The sequence below is a fragment of the Pseudomonas sp. 2 genome (assembly GCF_056627435.1).
Genome location: NZ_JBWXNG010000004.1, coordinates 319,661 through 340,994, shown reverse-complemented (window position 1 = coordinate 340,994; position 21,334 = coordinate 319,661). Strand labels below are relative to the sequence as shown.

General features: G+C 61.0%; 19 protein-coding genes. 5 read left to right on the top strand and 14 right to left on the bottom strand.

Annotated features, from left to right (window positions below):
• From AC1MEK_RS09355 to AC1MEK_RS09325, 7 genes are all read right to left on the bottom strand, one after another.
• Window positions 1–795 carry a MetQ/NlpA family ABC transporter substrate-binding protein gene (locus AC1MEK_RS09355; protein ID WP_480395969.1) on the bottom strand — a complete coding sequence of 265 codons (795 nt, stop codon included), beginning with the start codon at window positions 793–795 and terminating at the stop codon, window positions 1–3.
• 128 nt (window positions 796–923) lie between these two features.
• Window positions 924–2,318, bottom strand: coding sequence for an LLM class flavin-dependent oxidoreductase (locus AC1MEK_RS09350; protein ID WP_480395968.1), 1,395 nt, complete (start codon window positions 2,316–2,318; stop codon window positions 924–926).
• Window positions 2,319–2,584: 266 nt separating this feature from the next.
• On the bottom strand, window positions 2,585–3,319 hold the full coding sequence (locus AC1MEK_RS09345; RefSeq protein WP_480395967.1) for a hypothetical protein: 735 nt from the start codon (window positions 3,317–3,319) through the stop codon (window positions 2,585–2,587).
• Between the two features lie 553 nt (window positions 3,320–3,872).
• Complete coding sequence (gene tcyN / locus AC1MEK_RS09340) at window positions 3,873–4,616, bottom strand: L-cystine ABC transporter ATP-binding protein TcyN (RefSeq protein WP_480395966.1); 744 nt, start codon at window positions 4,614–4,616, stop codon at window positions 3,873–3,875.
• Between the two features lie 3 nt (window positions 4,617–4,619).
• Window positions 4,620–5,288: a cystine ABC transporter permease gene (tcyL, locus tag AC1MEK_RS09335; RefSeq protein WP_480395965.1), complete on the bottom strand. Its 669-nt coding sequence runs from the start codon at window positions 5,286–5,288 to the stop codon at window positions 4,620–4,622.
• Window positions 5,285–6,082, bottom strand: a complete 798-nt coding sequence (gene tcyJ, locus AC1MEK_RS09330) for a cystine ABC transporter substrate-binding protein (RefSeq protein WP_480395964.1) — start codon at window positions 6,080–6,082, stop codon at window positions 5,285–5,287. The genes tcyL and tcyJ overlap by 4 nt, the downstream gene beginning before the upstream one ends.
• Before the next feature lie 327 nt (window positions 6,083–6,409).
• A complete protein-coding gene (locus AC1MEK_RS09325; RefSeq protein ID WP_480395963.1) occupies window positions 6,410–7,411 on the bottom strand; it encodes a D-cysteine desulfhydrase in 1,002 nt (333 codons plus the stop codon).
• A gap of 218 nt (window positions 7,412–7,629) precedes the next feature.
• Between AC1MEK_RS09325 and epsC the strand changes: the two genes are divergently transcribed.
• Together epsC and betT are read left to right on the top strand one after the other, a co-directional pair.
• Window positions 7,630–8,592 (top strand): serine O-acetyltransferase EpsC, encoded by a 963-nt coding sequence (gene epsC / locus AC1MEK_RS09320; RefSeq protein ID WP_480396070.1) that lies wholly within the window; start codon window positions 7,630–7,632, stop codon window positions 8,590–8,592.
• Between the two features lie 296 nt (window positions 8,593–8,888).
• Complete coding sequence (gene betT, locus AC1MEK_RS09315) at window positions 8,889–10,883, top strand: choline transporter BetT (RefSeq protein ID WP_480395962.1); 1,995 nt, start codon at window positions 8,889–8,891, stop codon at window positions 10,881–10,883.
• Window positions 10,884–10,993: 110 nt separating this feature from the next.
• Here betT and AC1MEK_RS09310 read toward each other — a convergent pair whose 3' ends face one another.
• Complete coding sequence (locus AC1MEK_RS09310; protein WP_480395961.1) at window positions 10,994–11,827, bottom strand: LysR family transcriptional regulator; 834 nt, start codon at window positions 11,825–11,827, stop codon at window positions 10,994–10,996.
• Between the two features lie 143 nt (window positions 11,828–11,970).
• On the opposite strand from AC1MEK_RS09310, the gene mgrA reads away from it, so the two are divergent.
• Window positions 11,971–13,008 carry an L-glyceraldehyde 3-phosphate reductase gene (gene mgrA / locus AC1MEK_RS09305; protein ID WP_480395960.1) on the top strand — a complete coding sequence of 346 codons (1,038 nt, stop codon included), beginning with the start codon at window positions 11,971–11,973 and terminating at the stop codon, window positions 13,006–13,008.
• 203 nt (window positions 13,009–13,211) lie between these two features.
• Here mgrA and ntrC read toward each other — a convergent pair whose 3' ends face one another.
• Both ntrC and glnL read right to left on the bottom strand, forming a co-directional pair.
• Complete coding sequence (gene ntrC / locus AC1MEK_RS09300; RefSeq protein ID WP_480395959.1) at window positions 13,212–14,648, bottom strand: nitrogen regulation protein NR(I); 1,437 nt, start codon at window positions 14,646–14,648, stop codon at window positions 13,212–13,214.
• The gene (gene glnL / locus AC1MEK_RS09295; protein ID WP_480395958.1) at window positions 14,645–15,730 is read right to left on the bottom strand and encodes a nitrogen regulation protein NR(II); all 1,086 of its coding nucleotides are present in this window, start codon (window positions 15,728–15,730) and stop codon (window positions 14,645–14,647) included. The genes ntrC and glnL overlap by 4 nt, the downstream gene beginning before the upstream one ends.
• Here glnL and AC1MEK_RS09290 point away from each other — a divergent pair.
• Complete coding sequence (locus AC1MEK_RS09290; RefSeq protein ID WP_480395957.1) at window positions 15,729–15,947, top strand: hypothetical protein; 219 nt, start codon at window positions 15,729–15,731, stop codon at window positions 15,945–15,947. The genes glnL and AC1MEK_RS09290 overlap by 2 nt on opposite strands.
• Window positions 15,948–16,048: 101 nt before the next feature.
• Here AC1MEK_RS09290 and AC1MEK_RS09285 read toward each other — a convergent pair whose 3' ends face one another.
• The 4 genes from AC1MEK_RS09285 to glnA form a co-directional block, all read right to left on the bottom strand.
• Window positions 16,049–16,660, bottom strand: coding sequence for a DUF4124 domain-containing protein (locus tag AC1MEK_RS09285; protein ID WP_480395956.1), 612 nt, complete (start codon window positions 16,658–16,660; stop codon window positions 16,049–16,051).
• Between the two features lie 16 nt (window positions 16,661–16,676).
• Window positions 16,677–17,201, bottom strand: a complete 525-nt coding sequence (locus AC1MEK_RS09280) for a DUF4124 domain-containing protein (RefSeq protein WP_480395955.1) — start codon at window positions 17,199–17,201, stop codon at window positions 16,677–16,679.
• Between the two features lie 112 nt (window positions 17,202–17,313).
• Window positions 17,314–17,880, bottom strand: coding sequence for a chorismate mutase (locus AC1MEK_RS09275; RefSeq protein WP_480395954.1), 567 nt, complete (start codon window positions 17,878–17,880; stop codon window positions 17,314–17,316).
• Window positions 17,881–18,089: 209 nt separating this feature from the next.
• The gene (gene glnA, locus AC1MEK_RS09270; protein WP_480395953.1) at window positions 18,090–19,496 is read right to left on the bottom strand and encodes a glutamate--ammonia ligase; all 1,407 of its coding nucleotides are present in this window, start codon (window positions 19,494–19,496) and stop codon (window positions 18,090–18,092) included.
• A 332-nt stretch (window positions 19,497–19,828) separates the two neighbouring features.
• On the opposite strand from glnA, the gene thiI reads away from it, so the two are divergent.
• Window positions 19,829–21,283, top strand: coding sequence for a tRNA uracil 4-sulfurtransferase ThiI (gene thiI / locus AC1MEK_RS09265; RefSeq protein WP_480395952.1), 1,455 nt, complete (start codon window positions 19,829–19,831; stop codon window positions 21,281–21,283).
• Window positions 21,284–21,334 lie beyond the last annotated feature (51 nt).

Genomic DNA, 21,334 nt, shown 5'->3' with positions numbered 1-21,334 from the left:
TCAGTTCTTCCAGCCGACCTGATACAGCGAGCCATTCACTTTATCCAGCGAGGCGCGCACCACAGGGGAGTGTTGGTAGATGTCGATGAATTTGGCCAGACGCGGGTCGTTCTTGTGGTCCGGCTTGATCACGAACTGGATGACGTACTCGGGGTGGTCCAGGCCGTCGAAGAGAATCGCCGAACCTGCATCGAAGCTTTTCGCCAGGCGAATGTAGGCGGGGTAACCCTGCACCAGATCGGCGTCGTCATAGGCGCGCACCAGTTGCACGGCTTCGACCTGAATGATCTTGAGTTTTTTCGGGTTGGCGGTGATGTCGTCCTCGGTGGCCTTGTAGCCCACGCCCGGCTTGAGGGTGATCAGCCCGGCCTTGGCCAGCAATTGCAGGCCGCGGCCGCTGTTGATCGGGTCGTTGGCGATGGCCACGCTGGCGCCAGTGGGCAGCTCATCGAAGCTCTTGTACTTCTTCGAATACAGGCCGACGTTGTTGATGATGCCCGGCGCGTAAGGGACCAGATCGAAGCCCGAGGCGGCCTTGGCGTTCTCCAGAAACGGGATGTGCTGGAAGTAGTTCACGTCGATGTCGCCAGCATTGAGGCTGACGTTGGGCGCGATCCAGTCGGTGAATTCCACCAGCTCGACCTTCAGGCCCTGCTTGTCGGCTTCGGCCACTGCGGCCTCCAGCGGGATGGCGAAAGCGGCCGTGGTGCCGACTTTCAAGGGTTGCTCGGCGGCCTGGGTGAGGCCGGTGAACAGGCCCAGGGAGAGGGCGAGGGTCAGCAGGGTTTTTGGCATCTTGTGTTGTCCGGTTCAATGTCGGTGGTCTGGTTTGATTTCATTGCTGTCAATGCCGCCGCGTTCGTGAGCAAGCTCACTCCCACATGCTCATAAGGGCCTTGGTGCAGCTGTGGGAGTGAGCTTGCTCACGAAGAGGCCAGGTCAGACGCCACATGTCTTGGGGTTGAAGCTTGGTATCTCGCCCCCGCATGGCGCTGCGGCAGCCGGGCGCCCCCCTCGACAAACAACTTCTCACGCAAGGTGCCGTGCTCATACGCGGTCTTGTACGACCCACGCCGCTGCAACTCCGGGATCACCAGGTCGATGAAATCCTCGTAACTTTCCGGAGTGACGATGCGGGTCAGGTTGAAGCCGTCCAGGCCGGTTTCGGCGATCCAGGATTCCAGCTCGTCGGCTACCTGCTCGGGCGAGCCGATCACGGTGATGTAACGCCCGCCCAGCGCGTGCTGATCCAGCAGTTTGCGTCGGGTCCAGTCGTTGTTCTTGAGAATCTTCGTCGCCGATTGAATGGCGTTGCTCTTGACGTGCTGGATCGGCTCGTCGAGTTCGTACTCGGCAAAGTCGATCGCAGTGGAGGCGGAAAAATGCGCCAGCCCCGCCTCGGCGCTGGCGTATTGCACATATTCGGCATATTTGGCCTGAGCGGCCTGTTCAGTGGCGCCGACGATCACGTTCAGCCCCATGAACACCTTGATGTCGTCCGGGTTGCGCCCGGCTGCCACGGCGCTGGCGCGGACCTTGTCGACCTGCTCGCGGGTCGCGGCCTTGTTCTGGCCGCTGATGAACACGCACTCGGCGTTGTTGCCGGCGAACTTCAACCCGCGCTCGGAGCTGCCTGCCTGAAACAAAACCGGTGTGCGCTGGGGCGAGGGCTCGCACAGGTGATAGCCCTGAACCTGATAGAACTCGCCGCTGTGGCGCACGTAGTGGACTTTGTCCGGCTGGGCGTAGATGCGATTGGCGCGATCTTCGATGACCGCGTCGTCTTCCCAGCTGCCTTCCCAGAGTTTGTAGAGCACCTCCAGGTACTCGTCGGCCTGATCGTAGCGCCGGTCGTGTTCGATCTGCTCGGTCAGGCCCATGGCCTTGGCGGCGCTGTCCAGATAGCCGGTGACGATGTTCCAGCCCACGCGCCCGCGCGTCAGGTGATCGAGCGTCGACATGCGCCGCGCGAACAGATACGGCGCCTCATAGGTGAGGTTGGCAGTCAGGCCGAAGCCCAGGTTTTTTGTGACCGCCGCCATGGCCGAGACCAGCAGCAGCGGGTCGTTGACTGGCAGCTGGATCGACTCCTTGAGCGGCACATCGACCGACTTCTGGTACACGTCGTAGACGCCGACGATATCGGCGATGAACAACCCGTCGAACAGGCCGCGCTCCAGCAGCTGCGCCAGGTTCGTCCAATAGTCGAGCGTCTTGTATTGGGTGGAAGTGTCCCGAGGATGGGTCCAGAAGCCGTGGTTGATGTGGCCGATGCAATTCATGTTGAACGCATTGAGCAGGATCTTCTTCTTGCTCATGAGCGGACCGCTCTGCGAACGCGAGCGCCGGGGTGGTTGCGCGTGACCATGGAAACCTCGATTCGATACCGCGTGGCGGCAGGAAAACTGACAAAGGTCCGGTGGTCCGGTGCATATACCCTAAGCGCTTATAAAAATTAAAAGAACTAATATTTGGGAATAAGAATAGAAGATTGAGTGGCCGTCGTCGGGCGTCGATCGGGGTCGCTCCACGTGTCGCGCTACAGCCTCCCTGCACCGCGACAATGTGCTTTGAGCCGACAGCATCAGGCCTGCGGACTTTGTGGGTCGCTGATGCAAACCCGGATATCGCGTGGCGGCGCCCAGCGCGAGTTGTTGCCCACGCGGTCGATCACGCAGTAGGTCACCTCCTGATGCAGGTCCTCGCCTGCTTCCCTGATCAGGTCGGCGGGCACATGCACGCTGACTGCCTTGCCGACGTGATCGTCGGTGAGCACCGGCAAGTCCATGCGCAGATCGCCCCAGCGCAGGGTGATCTCATCGTAGGCCTGCATGTTGGGGTAGCTGGGGATGGTGATATCGACGCCGCGCTCGATTTGCTCGGCGCACAAGCCGTTTTGCATGATCGTTTCGGCAAAGGTGACCGGGGCCAGCCCCTGGTTTTCTTCTCCATCGGCACTGACCAAATGACCTCCCGGCATCTCCAGTTTGACCCACAACTTGCAGGACGGTGATTGAACAGGTTCGCAGCCTATTTTCGTGACTTTGTAGTAAGTCTTGACCTTGCCACTTCGTAGAAAACTTTCCGGAACATGTAGGACGCAAGCCTGGCCCAAGTCGGACTCAGCTAACAATGTTGACGCGACATAACAGTCTCCCCAGAACAGTTCGATCAGATCCGCGCATTCCATATCGTCATAGGGCGGTACATGCACCAACAGATTGGCCGCAGCCTGGGCGCCGATGCCGTGCCTGTTCGACTGCGGAATGCAAGGCGCAAGCAGGTTGAAGCGGGGCTGGCAGACAGGTGTTTTTATCATGTCAGGGTACTCCTTGAAAGTTGAACGAAAGATCACTCAGCGATGTTCTTCGTTGCCATCGCAACTTGAAAGCGGTGGCGCTAGTACAAGCGTGATGTGGACTGAAGGCAATCATTACAAGCTGTATTAAATAAGTGATTGCATATCTCTGGTAATGGGTTTTTCAGGTTTTCAGTGAGCTAATTGTGTTGCTGCGTATATGTCAACAGTCAAAAAGATGCGTCTTGTTGTGAGCGAAAGAAACAGACTATTCCTACAGAAGTTTCTCTAACTAAGTCCTAAGCAATTGATGTGATGTCCTACTTGGAATGCGTAAAACTCTGATAGGGCGGAATCTGAAAGGCGAAATCTGTCAATCGCTTAATTGCACCGACCTGCAGGTTCATTCTTGGCGTCAGGGGAAGAGCGTGGTTTTGATAAAGGAAATCGATGAATGGTGACGCATAGCCTCATCGAAGGCCTGGAAAGGTCGATCAATCGGAGTTGTTTCAAGATCTACGGACCAACGAAAACGGCGCCCTGAGGCGCCGTTTTTTGTTCAATTGATGTAGGACTAATTTCTGCTGCGTTCCAGAAACTGCCGCGTGCGTTCCTCTTTGGGGTTGGCGAACAGCTCCTTGGCTTCACCCTGCTCAACGATCACGCCCTTGTCGATGAACACCACACGATTGGCCACGTCCCGCGCGAACTTCATCTCGTGGGTGACGATAACCATGGTGCGGTTCTCTTCGGCCAGCGCGCGGATAGCGTTGAGCACCTCGCCCACCAGTTCCGGATCGAGGGCCGACGTAGGTTCGTCGAACAGAATCACTTCAGGCTCCATCGCCAGCGCCCGGGCGATCGCCACGCGCTGTTGCTGCCCGCCCGACAGGCGCCGGGGGTAGGCGTCTTCCTTGCCCGCCAGGCCAACCTTGGCCAGCAGCTTGCGCGCCAGTTCCACGGCCTGCTCACGCGGCACCTTCTTGACCACGGTCGGGCCTTCGATGACGTTTTCCAGCGCGGTGCGATGGGGGAACAGGTTGAAGTTCTGGAACACGAAACCCACATGTTGACGCAGCTTGCGGATCAGGCCCTGTTGCTGGCTCAGCGGCTTGCTGCCATCGATCCTGATGTCGCCGACGACGATGGTGCCGCTGCTGGGTTCTTCCAGCAGGTTCAGGCAGCGCAGCAGGGTGGTCTTGCCCGAGCCGCTGGGGCCGATGATCGCGACCACTTCGCCCGGCTCGACTTTCAGATCGATGCCCTTGAGCACCTGGTTGCCCTTGAACTCCTTGGTCAGTTTCTCAACCGTGATCATGCTTCAGGACTCCTGATCATGGCGGTTGACCCGCGATTCGAGACGGTTCTGGAAATGCGCGAGCACGCTGCACAGGACCCAGTAGATCAGCGCAACGGTGATGTACATGGTGAAGACTTCCAGGGTCCTGGAAGAAATCAGCTGAGCCTGACGGAACACTTCCGGCACCTGAATGGTGGCGGCCATGGCCGTGTCCTTGACCAGCGAAATGAAGCTGTTGCCCAGCGGCGGCAGCGCGGTGCGCGCAGCTTGCGGCAGGATTGCCCGGCGCATGGTCTGGGCGCGGGTCATGCCGATACTGGCGGCCGCTTCCCACTGGCCCTTGTCCACAGCGCCGATGGCCGCACGCAGGATTTCGCAGGCGTAGGCAGCCATGTTCAGCGACAGACCGATCAATGCGGCGCTGATGGCATCCAGTTCGATGCCCAGATCAGGCAAGCCGTAATAGATCACGAACAACTGCACCAGCAACGGTGTGCCGCGAAAGAACGACACGTAGACGCGGGCGATGGCGCTGACGATCCAGACCTTGGACAGGCGCATCAGTGCCAGGCCGAAGCCCAGCACCAATCCGAAAAACATCCCGCCCAGGCTCAAGCCAACGGTGTAATACGCGCCCTTGAGCAGAAAGGGCGCGGAGTCCAGCGCGAGCTGAATGCTCTCTGAGATCATTTGGTCACGTCAGCCTTGAAGTACTTCTCGGACAGCTTGGCCAGGGTGCCGTCGGCGCGCAGCTTGTCGATGGCCTTGTTCAGGGCGTCGAGCAGTTCAGGCTCGCCCTTGCGCAGTGCGATACCGGCTTCCTGACGGGAGAACGCAGGGCCGGAGATGGCCAGGTTGTCCTTGGTCTTGGTGATCAGGTCCAGCGCGGCCAGGCGGTCGACCAGAATGGCGTCGATACGGCCGACTTTCAGGTCCTGGTACTTGGTCGGATCATCGTCGTAGGTCTTGACGACGGCGCCTGGCACGTTTTCCTTGAGCCACTGCTCGTAGTTGGTGCCCAGGCCTACGCCGACTTTCTTGCCGTCGAGGTCTTTAGGCGTCGGGAACTTGTTCTCGTCTTTCTTCTGCACCAGCGCCTGGATACCCGAGACGGTGTAGGGCTCGGAGAAGTCGTACTTCTTCTTGCGCTCGTCGGAAATGGTCACCTGGTTGACCACCACGTCCAGACGCTTGGACTCCAGTGCCGCAAGGATGCCGGCCCATGGGGTGGCGCTCAGTTTGACCTTGACGCCCAGCTCCTTGGCCAGCGCTTCAGAGAACTCGACCTCGAAACCGGTCAGCTTGCCGTCTTCACCCACGAAGCTGAAGGGCGGGTAAGTGCCTTCCAGGCCGACGTTGAGGGTGCCGTTCTTTTTGATGGTTGCCAGTTGCTCGCCGGCGACGGCGTGCGTGACCAGACCGGTGCCCAGCACCAGGCTGAAGGCCGACAGCAGGAAGGTGCGGCGGATAGCAGACATGTTCATGTGAGTCCCCTGTTTTTAATTGGTATGTCAGGTTGGTGTCAGACCTGACGAAGCTACTGTGGCATCGCGCGTTTATCCAGCTTTTTCAGTGCTCTGCCGGGTTTTGTCGTACACGCTGGGATGAATCATAGGAGGCGTTGGTTAGGATTAAAAATAATTAAAAACGAATCGCTTATCTTATTTTTGAATATACGATCGAGTGCTGTCTTCAATCTGTGGGAGCCGGCTTGCTGGCGAATGCGGTGTGTCATTCAACATCGATTGCGAATTACACACCGCATTCGCAAGCAAGCCGGCTCCCACGCCTTCGGCAGAAGCGGTGAATACTTACTGACCTGAGAAAACATCCGGATAGGCAAACAGCGCCGGCGCCCCGCCGGTGTGCAGGAAAATCACCGGGCCGTCGTCCAGCCGATGCCGACCGATGCCATCCAGCAGCCCGGCCATGGCCTTGCCGGTGTACACCGGGTCCAGCAACAGACCTTCCTGGCTCGCCACCAGCTTGACCGCCGCTAGCGTCCCGGCATTCGGTTCGCCATAACGCGGGCCGTAATACTCGTCCCACAGTTGCACCTTGAAGGCGTCGGGCAGCGGCACGCCGAGCAGTTCGACAGTGCGCTCGGCCAGTGTCTGCACCTTCGGCGCCTGGGTTTCTTCCGGGCGCGAAACGGTCACGCCGATCACCGGCAACTGCGGCAAGGCTTCGGCCAATGCCAGCGCCAGGCCACTGTGGGTGCCTGCGCTGCCGGAGGCCAGCACCACGGCGGCGAAATCGACGCCGCTGGCCTTGATCTGCTCGGCCAGCTCGAAACCTGCGCACACGTAACCCAAGGCGCCCAGCGCGTTGGAGCCGCCGATCGGCACCAGATACGGCTTCTTGCCGCTGGTCTGCAGGCGCGTGGCGAGGGCCTGAAGCTGTTCGTCGGCGTTGTCGAGGTTTTCCACCAGCTCGACTTTGGCGTCGAACAAGTCCAGCAACAGGCGGTTGCCATTGCCCAGGTAGTTGCTGTCTTCGGTGGCGATGGGGTTTTCCAGCAGCGCGACGCAGCCCAGGCCCAGTTTTGCGGCCAATGCGGCGGTCTGGCGAACGTGGTTGGACTGGATGGCGCCGGCGGTGATCAGCGTGTCGGCGCCTTGGGCCAGAGCATCTGCGGCGAGGTATTCGAGTTTGCGCAACTTGTTGCCGCCCATCGCCAGCGGCGTGATGTCGTCACGTTTGACGTAGATGTCGCGGCCGGCCCAGGCGGACAGGCGTTCGAGTTTTTCCAGAGGCGTCGGAGCGTTGAGCAGCTCCAGGCGGTTAAAGCGGTCGAGCTGATGTTTGATCATGATGAGGTCGATACGTGTTGCGAGTGAGTCGCTGGACTATAGGCAGACGATTCCCACAGGGCAACCCGGCGAGTTCTTGCGGCTTGCGGGTTATAGCCTCACGAAAATTGTTATTTTTTTGCGCTGAATGATTGCCGTAGAGTGATTCCCATTGCGGCCATGTCCAGCCTGACGAGCCGTTGAACCGAGGAGAAATCTGCGTGAGCACACTTCCTGACATGAGCCATGGTCCTGAACTGTCCCCGCAAGACTGTGCCCAGGGCGTGACCGGCCATTGGCAATTGCAGCGGATCGTGGGCGAGTTGCGCGCCGCACGGGATGACTGGCGCACCCGCAATGGTCGGGTCAGTGGCGAGAAGGGCGGGCGCGAACTGCCTTCGCGCGAGGCCCTGCGTGACATCCTTGAAGCGCTCTGTGGTGCGCTGTTTCCGATGCGTCTGGGGCCGGTGGACCTGCGCGAAGAAAGCGAGGACTTCTACGTTGGCCATACGCTGGACGTTGCGCTCAACTCGTTGCTGGCCCAGGCGCGGCTTGAGCTGCGCTATGTGGCGCGCCAGCGCGGCGAGGACGCCAGTTGCGCCGACGTGCATGCCGAGCGGCTGATTCAGGATTTCGCCAGCGCCTTGCCGGGCATCCGTCGCATTCTCGACACCGACGTGCTGGCGGCCTACCACGGCGACCCGGCGGCGCGCAGTGTCGACGAAGTGCTGCTGTGCTACCCCGGCATTCTGGCGATCATCCATCACCGTCTGGCCCATCATCTGTACCTGAACGGCCTGCCGCTGCTGGCGAGGATCAGCTCGGAGCTGGCGCATTCGGCCACCGGCATCGACATTCACCCCGGTGCGAAGATCGGCCCGAGCTTCTTCATTGATCACGGCACTGGCGTGGTCATCGGCGAGACCGCGATCATCGGCGAGCGCGTGCGGATCTACCAGGCCGTGACCCTGGGCGCCAAGCGCTTCCCGGCCGACGAAGACGGCCAGTTGCAGAAGGGCCACGCGCGCCATCCGATCGTCGAGGACGACGTGGTCATCTACGCCGGCGCGACCATTCTGGGGCGCATCACCATCGGCCAGGGTTCGACCATCGGCGGTAACGTCTGGCTGACCCGCGGCGTGCCGCCGGGCAGCAACGTCAACCAGGCCAGCCTGCAGCATGATGACGGCACCCAGAAATAAGGCTTAGCCCCAGAATCTCTGTTCATCGCCGATCTCCATCTGTGGGAGCCGGCTTGCTGGCGAATACGTTGTGTCATTCACAGATGTATCGTTTGACACACCGCATTCGCCAGCAAGCCGGCTCCCACAGTCGACTACCGCTCACGCTTGTGAATTGGTCCTCACCCCGCAATTCGTGTTTTAATTGAACGTTCAATCAAGTTAAACCGGTGGTTCGCTGCCCTCACAAAAGGAGGCCTACCCTTGCCGCATCAGCCTTGCATGAACGTTTTTCCCACCTTCGCCACGGTGAGCGCATGAGTGTGCCGAGCGCGCAGAACAGCGCGCCGGTCCGTATGAATGCCCCCGTTTTCTACTTCGCTGCCAGCTTTATCCTGATCTTCGGCCTGGTGGTCATCAGCTTCCCCGAAGCCGCCGGCCAGTGGCTGCTCGCCGCGCAGAACTGGGCGGCCAACACCGTGGGCTGGTACTACATGCTGGCCATGACGCTGTATCTGCTGTTCGTGATCGTCACGGCGTTTTCCAGCTACGGCAAGATCAAGCTCGGTGCTGACCATGACGAGCCGGAATTCAGTTACCTGTCCTGGGCCGGCATGTTGTTCGCCGCCGGGATCAGCATCACCCTGTTTTTCTTCTGTGTGTCAGAGCCGCTGACCCATTTGCAGCAACCGCCGCAAGGCGAGGGCGGTACCACCGAGGCCGCGCGCCAGGCCATGCAGCTGCTGTTTCTGCACTGGGGCCTGCATGGCTGGGGCGTGTTTGCCTTTGTCGGCATGGCGCTGGCCTATTTTGCCTATCGCCACAACCTACCGCTGGCACTGCGTTCGGCGTTGTATCCGCTGATTGGCAAGCGCATCAACGGCCCGATTGGCTATGCGGTGGATGGCTTCGGCATCATCGCGACGATCTTCGGCCTGGGCGCGGACATGGGCTTCGGCGTGCTGCACCTCAATTCCGGGCTGGATTACCTGTTCGGCGTGGCGCACACGCAATGGGTCCAGGTCGGGCTGATCACCCTGATGATGGGCGCGGCGATCATCGTCGCCGTGGCAGGCGTCGACAAGGGCGTGCGGGTCATGTCCGACATCAACATGCTGCTGGCCTGCGCGCTGCTGTTGTTCGTGCTGTTCGCCGGGCCCACGCAGCATCTGCTCAACACCCTGGTGCAGAACATCGGCGATTACCTGGGCGCCTTGCCGGTCAAGAGTTTCGACGTCTACGCCTACAACGAGCCCAGCGCCTGGCTGGGCGACTGGACGGTGTTCTACTGGGCCTGGTGGATCGCCTGGTCGCCGTTCGTGGGGCTGTTCATCGCGCGGATTTCCCGGGGCCGGACCATTCGCGAGTTCGTCTTCGGCGTGTTGCTGATTCCCTTGGGCTTCACCCTGGCCTGGATGTCGATCTTCGGCAACAGCGCCATCGACCAACTGCTCAACCATGGCCTGACTGCTCTGGGCCATGCAGCCATCGACGATCCGTCCATGGCGCTGTACCTGATGCTTGAGCAGTACCCGTGGAGCAAGACCGTGATCGCGGTCACGGTGTTTATCAGTTTTGTGTTCTTCGTGACCTCCGCCGACTCCGGCACCGTGGTGTTGTCGACCCTCTCGGCCAAGGGCGGCAGCCCCGACGAAGACGGCCCGAAGTGGCTGCGGGTGTTCTGGGGCGTGATGACCGCGCTGGTCACCAGCGGGTTACTGTTCTCGGGCAGCATCGATGCGCTGAAGTCGGCGGTGGTGCTGACCTCGCTGCCGTTCTCGCTGATTCTGCTGACCATGATGTGGGGCCTGCACAAGGCGTTTTACCTGGAGTCCCAGCGCCAGATCGCCCAGTTGTATTCGCTGGCGCCGGCGTCCGGGTCACGCCGGGGCGGCTGGCGCCAGCGCTTGAGCCAGGCGGTGCACTTCCCTTCGCGCGATGAGGTGTACCGCTTCCTCGACCACACGGTGCGCCCGGCCATCGAAGAAGTGACCGCGGTGTTCGTCGAGAAGGGCCTGAGCGTGATCACCCAGCCCGATCCCGTCACCCACACCGTCAGCCTGGAAATCGGCCTCGGCGAAGAGCGCCCGTTCGTCTATCAGGTGGCCATGCGCGGCTATTTCACGCCGTCCTTCGCCCGTGCCGGAATGGGCTCCAAGCAGCTGAACAACCGCCGCTACTACCGCGCCGAAGTGCATTTGAGCGAGGGCAGCCAGGATTACGATCTGGTGGGCTACACCAAGGAGCAGGTGATCAACGACGTGCTGGATCAGTACGAGCGGCACATGCAGTTTTTGCATCTGGTGCGTTAGATACGAAGCTGGATCGCAACCAAACCCGTAGCAGCACGGCTTGCTGGCGGGGCGGTGTGTCAGGCGACACTTTCGTCACAGACAGATCGCCCCGCCGGCAAGCCGTGCTGCTACGGGGCGATATGCCCCTTTTGCAAATGCCCGTGCAACAGCCCCAGCGCCGGCACATCCAGCGCCTGTGCCGCATAGCACAGGCCGACCCGGCGGATCAGGTTGGGGATCGGCGCGGGCAGGGTGATCACGCCCTGCTGATGGTCGAGCATGGATGCGGGCAGCATCGCCAGCCCGGCGCCGGCCTTGACCAGGCGCAGCGCCAGCGTCAGCGAGCCGGCAATCGCCGCCACCGGGCAGGCCGCGCGGGTGTAGAACTCCATCAGGCGCTGGTGGGACGGGTGCGACGGGCAAGTGATCCACTGCACGTCGAGCAGGTCGGCCTCATCCAGCGCCGCTCGTTGTGCGAGAACATGACCGGCCGGCAGCGCGAGCACGAAGGCCTCCTCCCAGATCGGCAGAAACAACTCGTCTTCGCAGCAGTCTTCCTCCACCGACAACCGCGCATCGCCGCTGCAACCGTCGGCCAGGGTCAGTTGCAGATTGGGCACGACCCGATACGCCGTCTGCAGAAAGGTTTCCAGATGACTGGCAGCGATCTCGCCCTCGATGCCGATGGCCAGGGTCAGGCGGTCGTTGCGCTGGCGGAACTGATTGCTCAACGCCTGGGCTTCGGCCAGCAGCCGACGTGCCTGCGGGTACAGCGTGCGCGCATCGTCAGTGACCTCGACGCCACGGGGCTGACGCTCGAACAGCGTGGTGCCCAGTGCTTCTTCCAGCTGGCGGATGGTCACCGACAGCGTGGGCTGGCTGGTGAACAGCCGCTGGGCAGCCTGGGTGATGTTGCGTTCTTCGAACACCGCGATGAAGGCGTTGAGTTGGCGAATATCCATATCAGAAACCGATGTCAGCCAGAGGAATAAAGCATTTTTCGCCCGAAGCGAGCGCTGAATATACTCGCTTCACTGCTTATCCATCGGCGTTTCTTATCGCAGCTGCTCATCCATGCGGCGCCACTCGAAGAAGAGAGAATCGAATGACCTACATCGCTGCCGAAAATCGTTATGAACGCGTTCCCTATCGCCGCGTCGGCCGCAGCGGCCTGGTGCTGCCTGCGCTGTCCATGGGCCTGTGGCACAACTTCGGCGACACCACCACGCTCGACACCCAGCGCGCCATGCTGCGCACCGCGTTCGACCTGGGCATCAACCACTTCGACCTCGCCAACAACTACGGGCCGCCCTACGGCAGCGCCGAGATCAACTTCGGCCGGCTGCTCAAGGAAGACTTCAAGCCCTATCGCGATGAGCTGATCATCTCCACCAAGGCTGGCTGGGACATGTGGCCGGGCCCTTACGGGCAGGGCGGCGGCTCGCGCAAATACGTGCTGGCCAGCCTCGACCAGAGCCTGGCGCGCATGGGCCTGGACTATGTGGATATCTTCTATTCGCACCGCTTCGACCCGGACACCCCGCTGGAGGAAACCGCAGGTGCGCTGGCGACCGCCGTGCAGCAGGGCAAGGCGCTGTATATCGGCATCTCGTCCTACTCGGGCGCCAAGACCCGGGAGATCGCCGCGCTGCTGAAAGAGTGGAAAGTCCCGCTGCTGATTCACCAGCCGGCCTACAACATGCTCAATCGCTGGGTCGAAAGGGATCTGCTGGAGACCACCGACGAGCTGGGCACCGGGGTGATCGCGTTCACGGCACTGGCCCAGGGGCTGCTGTCGGACAAGTACCTCAATGGCATTCCCCAGGATGCGCGGGTGAATCGTCCGGGCGGTGGTTCGTTGCAGGCTTCGCACCTGTCGGAGCAGAACATTGCCCACGTGCGGGCGCTGAACGAGATCGCCAAGCGTCGTGGCCAGAGCCTGGCGCAGATGGCCTTGGCCTGGACACTGCGCGACCCGCGGGTGACCTCGGCGCTGATCGGCGCCAGCCGGCCTGAGCAGATCATCGAGAACGTGGGGGCGCTGGATAACCTGACATTCAGCCAGGAAGAACTGGCCGAGATCGACCGGTTCGCGCAGGAAGGCGGGATCAATCTGTGGGCGAAGCCTTCATTGGCCGAGTAATGTGATCGCCGCTGTAGGAGCGCGCTTGCCCGCGATTGCGGTATGTCTGTGACGAATCCGTCGACCGACACGAAGCAATCGCGGGCAAGCGCGCTCCTACAGCGAATGCGGTATGTCGTTCAACGCTGTGTCGTCTGACCTGACGCATTCGCCAGCAAGCCGGCTCCTACAGGTTTTGCGTATTGAGGACAGATTGAAATCAATCAGCCCTCATCCCCCTCATCATCATCCCCACCATCGATCTTCATGCCCAGTTCCTTGATCTTGCGGGTCAAGGTATTGCGGCCCCAGCCCAGCAGCACGGCGGCGTCGCGACGGCGGCCGGCGGTGTGCTTGAGGGCGGTTTCGATCATGATGCGTTCGAAGGTCGGCACGGCGCTGTCCAACAGGCTCGACTGCCCGCGCGCCAGCGCCTGATCGGCCCACTGACGCAGTGCCTGCTCCCAGTTGGTCACTGGCGCGGCGTCCTGCGGCAGGCTCAGCAGTTCAGGCGGCAGGTCGCTGATGTGCACCTCGCGCCCCGACGCCATGACCGTGATCCAGCGGCAGGTGTTTTCCAGCTGGCGCACGTTGCCCGGCCACGGCAGATGCTTGAGGTATTCCTCGGTCTCGGCCTTGAGCAGCTTGGGCTCGACCGCCAGTTCCTGCGCGGCGCGGCTCAAGAAGTGCTTGGCCAGCGTGCCGATGTCTTCGCGACGGTCCGACAGGCGTGGAATGTGGATGCGGATCACGTTCAGGCGATGGAACAAGTCCTCACGGAACTTGCCCGCCTGCACCAGGGTTTCCAGGTTCTGGTGAGTCGCGGCGATGATGCGCACGTCGACCTTGACTGGTACATGGCCGCCTACCCGGTAGAACTCGCCGTCGGCCAAGACGCGCAGCAGGCGGGTCTGGGTGTCGGCCGGCATGTCGCCGATCTCGTCGAGAAACAGCGTGCCGCCGTCGGCCTGTTCGAAGCGGCCGCGACGCAGGTTGGCCGCGCCGGTGAAAGCGCCTTTTTCATGGCCGAACAGCTCGGATTCCATCAGGTCCTTCGGAATCGCCGCCATGTTCAGCGCGATGAACGGCGAGGCTGAGCGCGGGCTGTGACGATGCAGCGCGTGGGCCACCAGCTCTTTACCGGTGCCCGATTCCCCATTGATCAGCACGGTGATGTTGGAATGGCTCAGGCGCCCGATGGCGCGAAACACTTCCTGCATCGCCGGGGCTTCGCCGATGATTTCCGGCGTGCGGGTCAGGGTGGGCGCCGCGTCCATGCCCTGTTGTTCCTGGGCGTGCTGGTTGGCGCGCTTGACCAGCGCCACCGCCTCGTCGACGTCGAACGGCTTGGGCAGGTATTCGAAGGCGCCGCCCTGATAGGACGCCACGGCGCTGTCCAGGTCCGAGTGCGCGGTCATGATGATGACCGGCAGGCGCGGGTGCTGTTCGCGGATGCGTGCCAGCAGGTCCAGGCCGCTGGCGCCGGGCATGCGGATGTCAGAGATGATCACGTCCGGTTGCTGACGCGCCAGGCGGCTCATCACGCCATCGGCGCTGTCGAAGCTCTGAGTGGTCATGCCTTCCTGTTGCAAGGCCTTTTCAAGTACCCAGCGGATGGAACGGTCGTCATCGACGATCCAGACAGTTTCACTACGGCTCATGTCGAAGCTGCTCCTTGTTCCAGCGGCAGGAAGATCGAGAAAGTGGTGTGGCCAGGATGGCTGTCACACTCGATCAGCCCCTGGTGCTGACTGATGATGTTCTGGGTGATGGCAAGGCCCAGCCCGGTACCGTCCGGGCGGCCGCTGACCATTGGGTAGAAAATGGTTTCCTGAAGTTCCTGCGGGATGCCGGGACCGTTGTCGATGATTTCGATCTTGCTCACCAGCCGGTGGCGCACGTGGCCGATGGTGAACTGACGCATGGCCCGGGTGCGCAGGCTGATGCGGCCCAGGCGCAGCTCGTTCTGGCCGCTGATGGCCTGCATCGCGTTGCGCACGATATTGAGCACGGCCTGGATCATCTGCTCGCGGTCGATCAGCACATCGGGAATGCTCGGGTCATAGTCGCGCACCAAAGTGATGCAACCCTGGCTTTCGGCCTCGACCAGGCTGCAGACGCGCTCAAGCACTTCGTGAACGTTGGTCATCGCCAGCGACGGCAGCTTGTTCGAGCCGAGCATGCGGTCGACCAGGTTACGCAGGCGGTCGGCCTCTTCGATGATGACGTTGGTGTAGTCCTTCAGGCCTTCGTCGGGCAGCTCGCGGGACAGCAGCTGCGCGGCGCCGCGAATCCCGCCCAGCGGGTTCTTGATCTCGTGAGCCAGGCCACGCACCAGCATCTTGGTGGTTTCCTGCTTGGACAGCTGGGCCTCTTCCTTGGTGATGCGCAACAGGCGGTCACGGGGATGGACTTCCAGCAGCAACAGGGTCTCGCCTTGGGACAGAATCGGCGTGACGGCGTAATCCACCGTCAGGGTCTGGCCGGTGAGCGCGGTCAGCATCGCCTCGCGCTTGGTGAACGGATGCGCTTGCTCCACCGCCTGGCGCAACGAACTCAGTGCCTCGGCCGACTCGGTGAACAGCTCGCTGATGAATTGCCCATGGCTGCGCTGCCCGCTGATCGCCAGCAGCATTTCGGCGGCCGGGTTCATGTATTCCAGGCGCAGATCGGCATTGAGCAGAATCGTGGCAGTGGTCAGGTTGTCGAGCAGCAGTCGGTGCAAGGTATCGCTGATAGTCATGAATCTCGTTGACCTCTTTTGGCACATCGCACTGGGGCAAGCCCGAAAGTGCAGGCTCTGGTTGGTCTCTGCCGGCGTTGAACGTCCACTGACCGGCAGCGGATTCCTCGCATATGCACTGGCATATTCCGTAGAAACTGCAAAAACCAAACCAAGCTCCGAAAAGAAGCGCTGGCCGAGTCATTTCGGGCCTTTTCTGCACCTGAAAATTGAATGAGCGGCTGAAACGCGCGATTAGTGACCCAAAATGGTGTTTTGGTCAGGGCATTCGTTCAGCTGATGCACCATTTTGGAGCTTAGCCGCTTATCTGGTCGGATTCAGAAAAACGGCAGGATGCTGCCTTCTTCTTCCGGCGGCTTGTCCTTGAGCGGACACTCGGGGCGCACGCCGTAGTCGTCGGCCTTGCAGGGCTGGGCCAGGCGTTTCTGCGCCAGGGAGATGCGCATCATGTGGAAGGGCTGGTTGGGCGTGCGCTCGACCACGCGGCCGAACTCGTCGACGATCTCGATCGACAGTTGATGGGTGCCGCGGTCGATGTTGGTCATCGGGAACACCGGGCTTCTGCCCTGTTCGCTGAACGTCTTGCCGTCGAGCAACAGGCGATAGGTGTGGCGCGGTTGCAGCTCCGGATCGTTGGTGACGGTCACGATCAGGTTGCCCTGAATGTCGCGGATAGTGCTGTCCGGCTCGGGCGCGAGAATGCGCAGCAGCTGATAACGGAACAGCGGCCCGGGTTGCGGCTTGCTGCTGGCCGCCTGGCGCGGCGCCTTGGGCGTGGATTTGATCTGGTTGCTGGGCGCGATGTCGACCTTTTTCGCGCCGCGATGGGGCTGATCGGTGAAGACCCGGTTCCCCTCGGCATCGATGTAGGTGTAGACCTCGGCCACTGCCAGCCGGCCGCCGAACATCAGCAGGCAGGCCAGAAGCATTGCGCACCAACGGGGCTTACGGCTTGCCGACATGGACCCGCTGCACTGTCAGGTTGAGGGTCTGGCTCTGCTGGATCGCCTGGTTGCCTTGCAACACCGCCACCGAGAGGCTGTGTTCGCCACGATCGATCTCCATCACCTGCATGCGCGGTATGTTGGTGGGCTGGCCATAAGGCTTGCCGTCGATGATCAGTTGCAGCAGATGCCCCGGCTGCAGGCGCGGCTGGATCGCCACGCCAACGGTGAAGCTGCCGTTGTTGGCGCGCAGGGCTTCGTCGGTGGGCAGGTCGGTCAGTTCCAGCACTTGATAGGCCGCCGTGCTTTGTTGCGCCTGGTTTTGTGGCGACGGTGCGCTCGGCGCGGGTGGTGGTGCGTTGGTCGGCACGCTGTTGAGCGGCGGCAAGTCCACCGTCTGCGCCTTGATGCCGTCCGGCGGCTGGTTGGTGTAGGCCGTATTGCCGTTGGCGTCGGTGTATTTGTAGATCTGCGCGACGGCGGGCAGGGCAAGCAACAGCAGCAAAAGGGCAAGGCTTTGACGCATGAATGCTCCAGTACCACGATCAGGAGAACGGCGCGTGCCGCGCGCTTGAGTAACAGACGCCAGCATAGAGCAAAAGCGCCTCGCCTGGGGCATTGGCAAGGCGGCGCTGAGATCAGGCGTTGCCATGGGCGCTGCATAGGCCTTCGGTGGCGCGTTGCATCGCCGTCACGATGATCGGGTCGGAAGTGTGACGATGTATTTCGGCCTGTACCCAACTCGGGCAAGTCGCGTCCTGACGCCAGGGCATAAAGGCTGCGTACTGCTGCATCATCACCGGTTGCAGCGTGTCGAGCCGCACCCGAATACCTTGTAACACACTGGCGTCGGGCCTGGCCGGCACCTGACCGTGCTCGTGCCATTGGCCGATGCGCGCGTACTGGACCATCTTGTTGGCCTCGATCTGCGCGGTCATGAACCTTCGCACATCGTCTTTGCCCAGCCCGAAACTGCCCGCCTGGTTTTCGGCGTTGAGAATCACCTGTTGCTCGCGTTCGCTGTCCTGCACCTGCTTGCCGCTGTACCACTTGCTCAGCGCGACTTCGTTGGCGATGTCCGTGCGCTGGCCGATGGCTTCGATCAACGGGCGAAGGGCGGCCGGGGCAGGGTGATTCGATGCCGTGGTCGTGCAGCTGGCAAGCAGCGGCAGGGCGGCGAAAAGCGTCGCGAGAGAGGAGCGCATGGTGGAATCCTTGGTGTGAAAAGTCGCGTTCGGTCAGCGTCCGGGCAGGAACCGTGCGGGCAATTATCGCCCCGGTTTTTTTCCTGAATGCGGTACTGGAGTATCGCGTTTGATATCCGATTGTGTGCTACGGACAACATCACGGCCACAAAAAAGGCCTCCCGAAGGAGGCCTTTTCAAATCACGCAGCTAGCGCTGACGCAACGGGATCAGACGCTGTAGTACAGGTCGTATTCCAGTGGGTGTACGAAGGTACGTACCTTGATTTCTTCTTCCGATTTCAGCGCGATGTAAGCGTCGATGAAGTCGTCGCTGAATACGCCGCCCTTGGTCAGGAACGCACGGCCCTTGTCCAGCTCTTCCAGAGCTTCTTTCAGGCTGCCGCACACTTGCGGGATCTCTGCTGCTTCTTCTGGCGGCAGGTCGTACAGGTTCTTGTCGGCTGCATCGCCAGGGTGGATCTTGTTCTGGATACCGTCCAGACCGGCCATCAGCAGCGCTGCGAAAGCCAGGTACGGGTTGGCAGCCGGATCCGGGAAGCGGGCTTCGATACGACGGCCACGTGGGCTGGAGACGTAAGGAATACGGATCGAGGCGGAACGGTTACGAGCCGAGTAGGCCAGCATGACCGGAGCTTCGAAGCCTGGAACCAGACGCTTGTAGGAGTTGGTTGCAGGGTTGGTGAAGCCGTTCAGCGCCTTACCGTGCTTGATGATACCGCCGATGAAGTACAGAGCGGTGTCGGACAGGCCGGCATAGCCTTCGCCAGCGAAGGTGTTCTTGCCGTCTTTGGCGATCGACATGTGAACGTGCATGCCCGAACCGTTGTCGCCGTACAGTGGCTTCGGCATGAAGGTCGCGGTGCGGCCGTAAGCGTCAGCAACATTGTGGACAACGTATTTCAGGGTCTGGACTTCGTCAGCCTTCTTGACCAGCGTGTTGAATTTCACGCCGATTTCGTTCTGGCCGGCAGTGGCAACTTCGTGGTGGTGAACTTCCACGACCTGGCCCATTTCTTCCAGGGCGTTGCACATTGCGGTACGGATTTCGTGGTCGTGGTCGACCGGTGGCACTGGGAAGTAGCCGCCTTTGACGCCTGGACGGTGGCCTTTGTTGCCGCCTTCGACTTCCTGGTCAGTCATCCACGAACCTTGTTCGGAGAAGATCTTGAACATGGAACCGGAGATGTCGGACTTGAACTTGACCGAATCGAAGATGAAGAATTCTGGCTCTGGACCGACGAATACGGTGTCACCGATACCGGTGGACTTCAGGTACTCTTCGGCGCGGTGAGCGATGGCGCGTGGGTCGCGGTCGTAACCTTGCATGGTCGAAGGTTCGATGATGTCGCAGACCAGGATCAGGGTCGGCTCTTCGGTGAACGGATCCAGAACAGCGGTTTCGTCGTCCGGCAGCAGGATCATGTCGGAAGCTTCGATGCCTTTCCAGCCTTCGATGGAGGAACCGTCGAACATCTTGCCGACTTCGAAGAAGTCGTCGTCCAGTGCATCACGCGCTGGCATGGTGACGTGCTGCTGCTTGCCCTTGGTGTCCGTGAAGCGCAGATCAATCCACTTAACGTCATGATCTTTGATGAGTTGAACCGACTTCGACATGCTGTCCTCCGGGGTGAAATAGGGCGAGGTAGTTGTAGGCCCTTAAATTTGGGTGATGCCGGGCGCGAATAGTCGGCCAAGGCAACCTGCCTCACAAGGGAGCAATTTGCATGCCAGTGCCCCGTGATGGGTTTTTTGCGCAAATCCCACTGTTTTAGGGCGCAAAACGTCGCATTTGTGAAAATCGACGCACCTTATTGGTGCTTTTGGATTGTATACAGTGCCATTTTGGTGCGCTGATGATCGGCTGTGAGATAGTTGGTCAAACCTTGAGCAATTTCCGCTATAATCCGCGCCCCCCTTTTTCGACCGGCACCTCGCGCGCTGTTTTCATGAAACTAATCGTCAAAGTTTTCCCGGAAATCACCATCAAAAGCCGGCCTGTGCGCAAGCGCTTCATCAAGCAGCTGGCCAAGAACATCCGCACCGTGCTCCGCGACTTGGACCCGGCGCTGGTGGTCGATGGCGTGTGGGACAACCTCGAGGTCGAAACCAAGGTCGAGGACGCGAAAGTCCTGCACGAGATGACCGAGCGCCTGAGCTGCATGCCGGGCATCGCGCATTTCCTGCAGGTCGATCAATACCTCCTGGGCGACATGGACGACATCTATGAGAAGTGCAAACAGCACTTCGGTGACGTCCTGCCCGGCAAGATTTTCTCGGTGCGCTGCAAGCGCGGCGGGCACCATGACTTCAGCTCCATGGACGTCGAGCGCTACGTGGGCAGCAAGCTGCGCCGCGAGTGCGGGGCGGCCGGTATTTCGCTGAAGGATCCGGAAGTCGAGGTGCGGATCGAGATCCGCGACCAGCGCCTGTTCGTGATCCACAGCCAGCACAACAGCATCGGCGGTTATCCGCTGGGCTCGCTGGAGCAGACCCTGGTGCTGATGTCCGGTGGTTTCGACTCCACCGTCGCGGCCTACCACGTCATGCGCCGCGGCCTGATGAGCCACTTCTGCTTCTTCAACCTGGGCGGCCGGGCCCACGAGCTGGGCGTGATGGAAGTCGCGCACTTCATCTGGAAGAAGTACGGCAGCTCCCAGCGCGTGCTGTTCGTCAGCGTACCGTTCGAGGAAGTTCTCGGCGAAATTCTCGGAAAAGTCGATAACAGTCATATGGGCGTAGTATTGAAGCGTATGATGTTGCGCGCTGCGACTAATATTGCCGACCGCCTGGAAATCGACGCGCTGGTCACCGGCGAGGCGATTTCCCAGGTGTCCAGCCAGACGCTGCCCAACCTGTCGGTCATCGATTGCGTGACCGAAAAGCTGGTCTTGCGCCCGCTGATCGCCAGCCACAAGCAGGACATCATCGACGAGGCCGATCACATCGGTACCGGCGATTTTGCCCGGCACATGCCCGAATACTGCGGCGTGATCTCGGTCAATCCGAAGACCGCGGCCAAGCGCCACCGCGTCGAGCATGAAGAAAAAGAGTTCGACATGGCCGTGCTCGAGCGTGCGCTCGAAAACGCCCGTCTGGTGCCGATCGACCGCGTGATCGAGGAGCTGGGCCAGGACGTTCAGGTCGAGGAAGTCAGCCAGGCGCTGGCAGGACAGGTGGTCATCGACATCCGTCACCCGGATGAAGCCGAGGACCGTCCGCTTGAGCTGGCCGGCATTGAAGTACAAACGCTGCCGTTCTTTGCATTGAACAGCCGTTTCAAGGAACTGGATGAAACGCGCCAGTACCTGCTCTATTGCGACAAAGGCGTCATGAGTCGCCTGCATGCTCATCATCTGCTCAGTGAGGGGCATGCCAATGTGCGCGTTTATCGACCGAGCTAAGTGCCCGGGGCTGTTTGCCTGTGGCTTGCGTCACCGGCCCCCCGACACCAG

Coding starts and splice junctions, on each gene's coding strand:
- AC1MEK_RS09355 (WP_480395969.1), bottom strand. CDS start 795: ATGCCAAAAACCCTGCTGACCCTCGCCCTCTCCCTGGGCCTGTTCACC.
- AC1MEK_RS09350 (WP_480395968.1), bottom strand. CDS start 2,318: ATGAGCAAGAAGAAGATCCTGCTCAATGCGTTCAACATGAATTGCATC.
- AC1MEK_RS09345 (WP_480395967.1), bottom strand. CDS start 3,319: ATGATAAAAACACCTGTCTGCCAGCCCCGCTTCAACCTGCTTGCGCCT.
- tcyN (WP_480395966.1), bottom strand. CDS start 4,616: ATGATCACGGTTGAGAAACTGACCAAGGAGTTCAAGGGCAACCAGGTG.
- tcyL (WP_480395965.1), bottom strand. CDS start 5,288: ATGATCTCAGAGAGCATTCAGCTCGCGCTGGACTCCGCGCCCTTTCTG.
- tcyJ (WP_480395964.1), bottom strand. CDS start 6,082: ATGAACATGTCTGCTATCCGCCGCACCTTCCTGCTGTCGGCCTTCAGC.
- AC1MEK_RS09325 (WP_480395963.1), bottom strand. CDS start 7,411: ATGATCAAACATCAGCTCGACCGCTTTAACCGCCTGGAGCTGCTCAAC.
- epsC (WP_480396070.1), top strand. CDS start 7,630: ATGAGCCATGGTCCTGAACTGTCCCCGCAAGACTGTGCCCAGGGCGTG.
- betT (WP_480395962.1), top strand. CDS start 8,889: ATGAGTGTGCCGAGCGCGCAGAACAGCGCGCCGGTCCGTATGAATGCC.
- AC1MEK_RS09310 (WP_480395961.1), bottom strand. CDS start 11,827: ATGGATATTCGCCAACTCAACGCCTTCATCGCGGTGTTCGAAGAACGC.
- mgrA (WP_480395960.1), top strand. CDS start 11,971: ATGACCTACATCGCTGCCGAAAATCGTTATGAACGCGTTCCCTATCGC.
- ntrC (WP_480395959.1), bottom strand. CDS start 14,648: ATGAGCCGTAGTGAAACTGTCTGGATCGTCGATGACGACCGTTCCATC.
- AC1MEK_RS09290 (WP_480395957.1), top strand. CDS start 15,729: ATGAATCTCGTTGACCTCTTTTGGCACATCGCACTGGGGCAAGCCCGA.
- glnL (WP_480395958.1), bottom strand. CDS start 15,730: ATGACTATCAGCGATACCTTGCACCGACTGCTGCTCGACAACCTGACC.
- AC1MEK_RS09285 (WP_480395956.1), bottom strand. CDS start 16,660: ATGCTTCTGGCCTGCCTGCTGATGTTCGGCGGCCGGCTGGCAGTGGCC.
- AC1MEK_RS09280 (WP_480395955.1), bottom strand. CDS start 17,201: ATGCGTCAAAGCCTTGCCCTTTTGCTGCTGTTGCTTGCCCTGCCCGCC.
- AC1MEK_RS09275 (WP_480395954.1), bottom strand. CDS start 17,880: ATGCGCTCCTCTCTCGCGACGCTTTTCGCCGCCCTGCCGCTGCTTGCC.
- glnA (WP_480395953.1), bottom strand. CDS start 19,496: ATGTCGAAGTCGGTTCAACTCATCAAAGATCATGACGTTAAGTGGATT.
- thiI (WP_480395952.1), top strand. CDS start 19,829: ATGAAACTAATCGTCAAAGTTTTCCCGGAAATCACCATCAAAAGCCGG.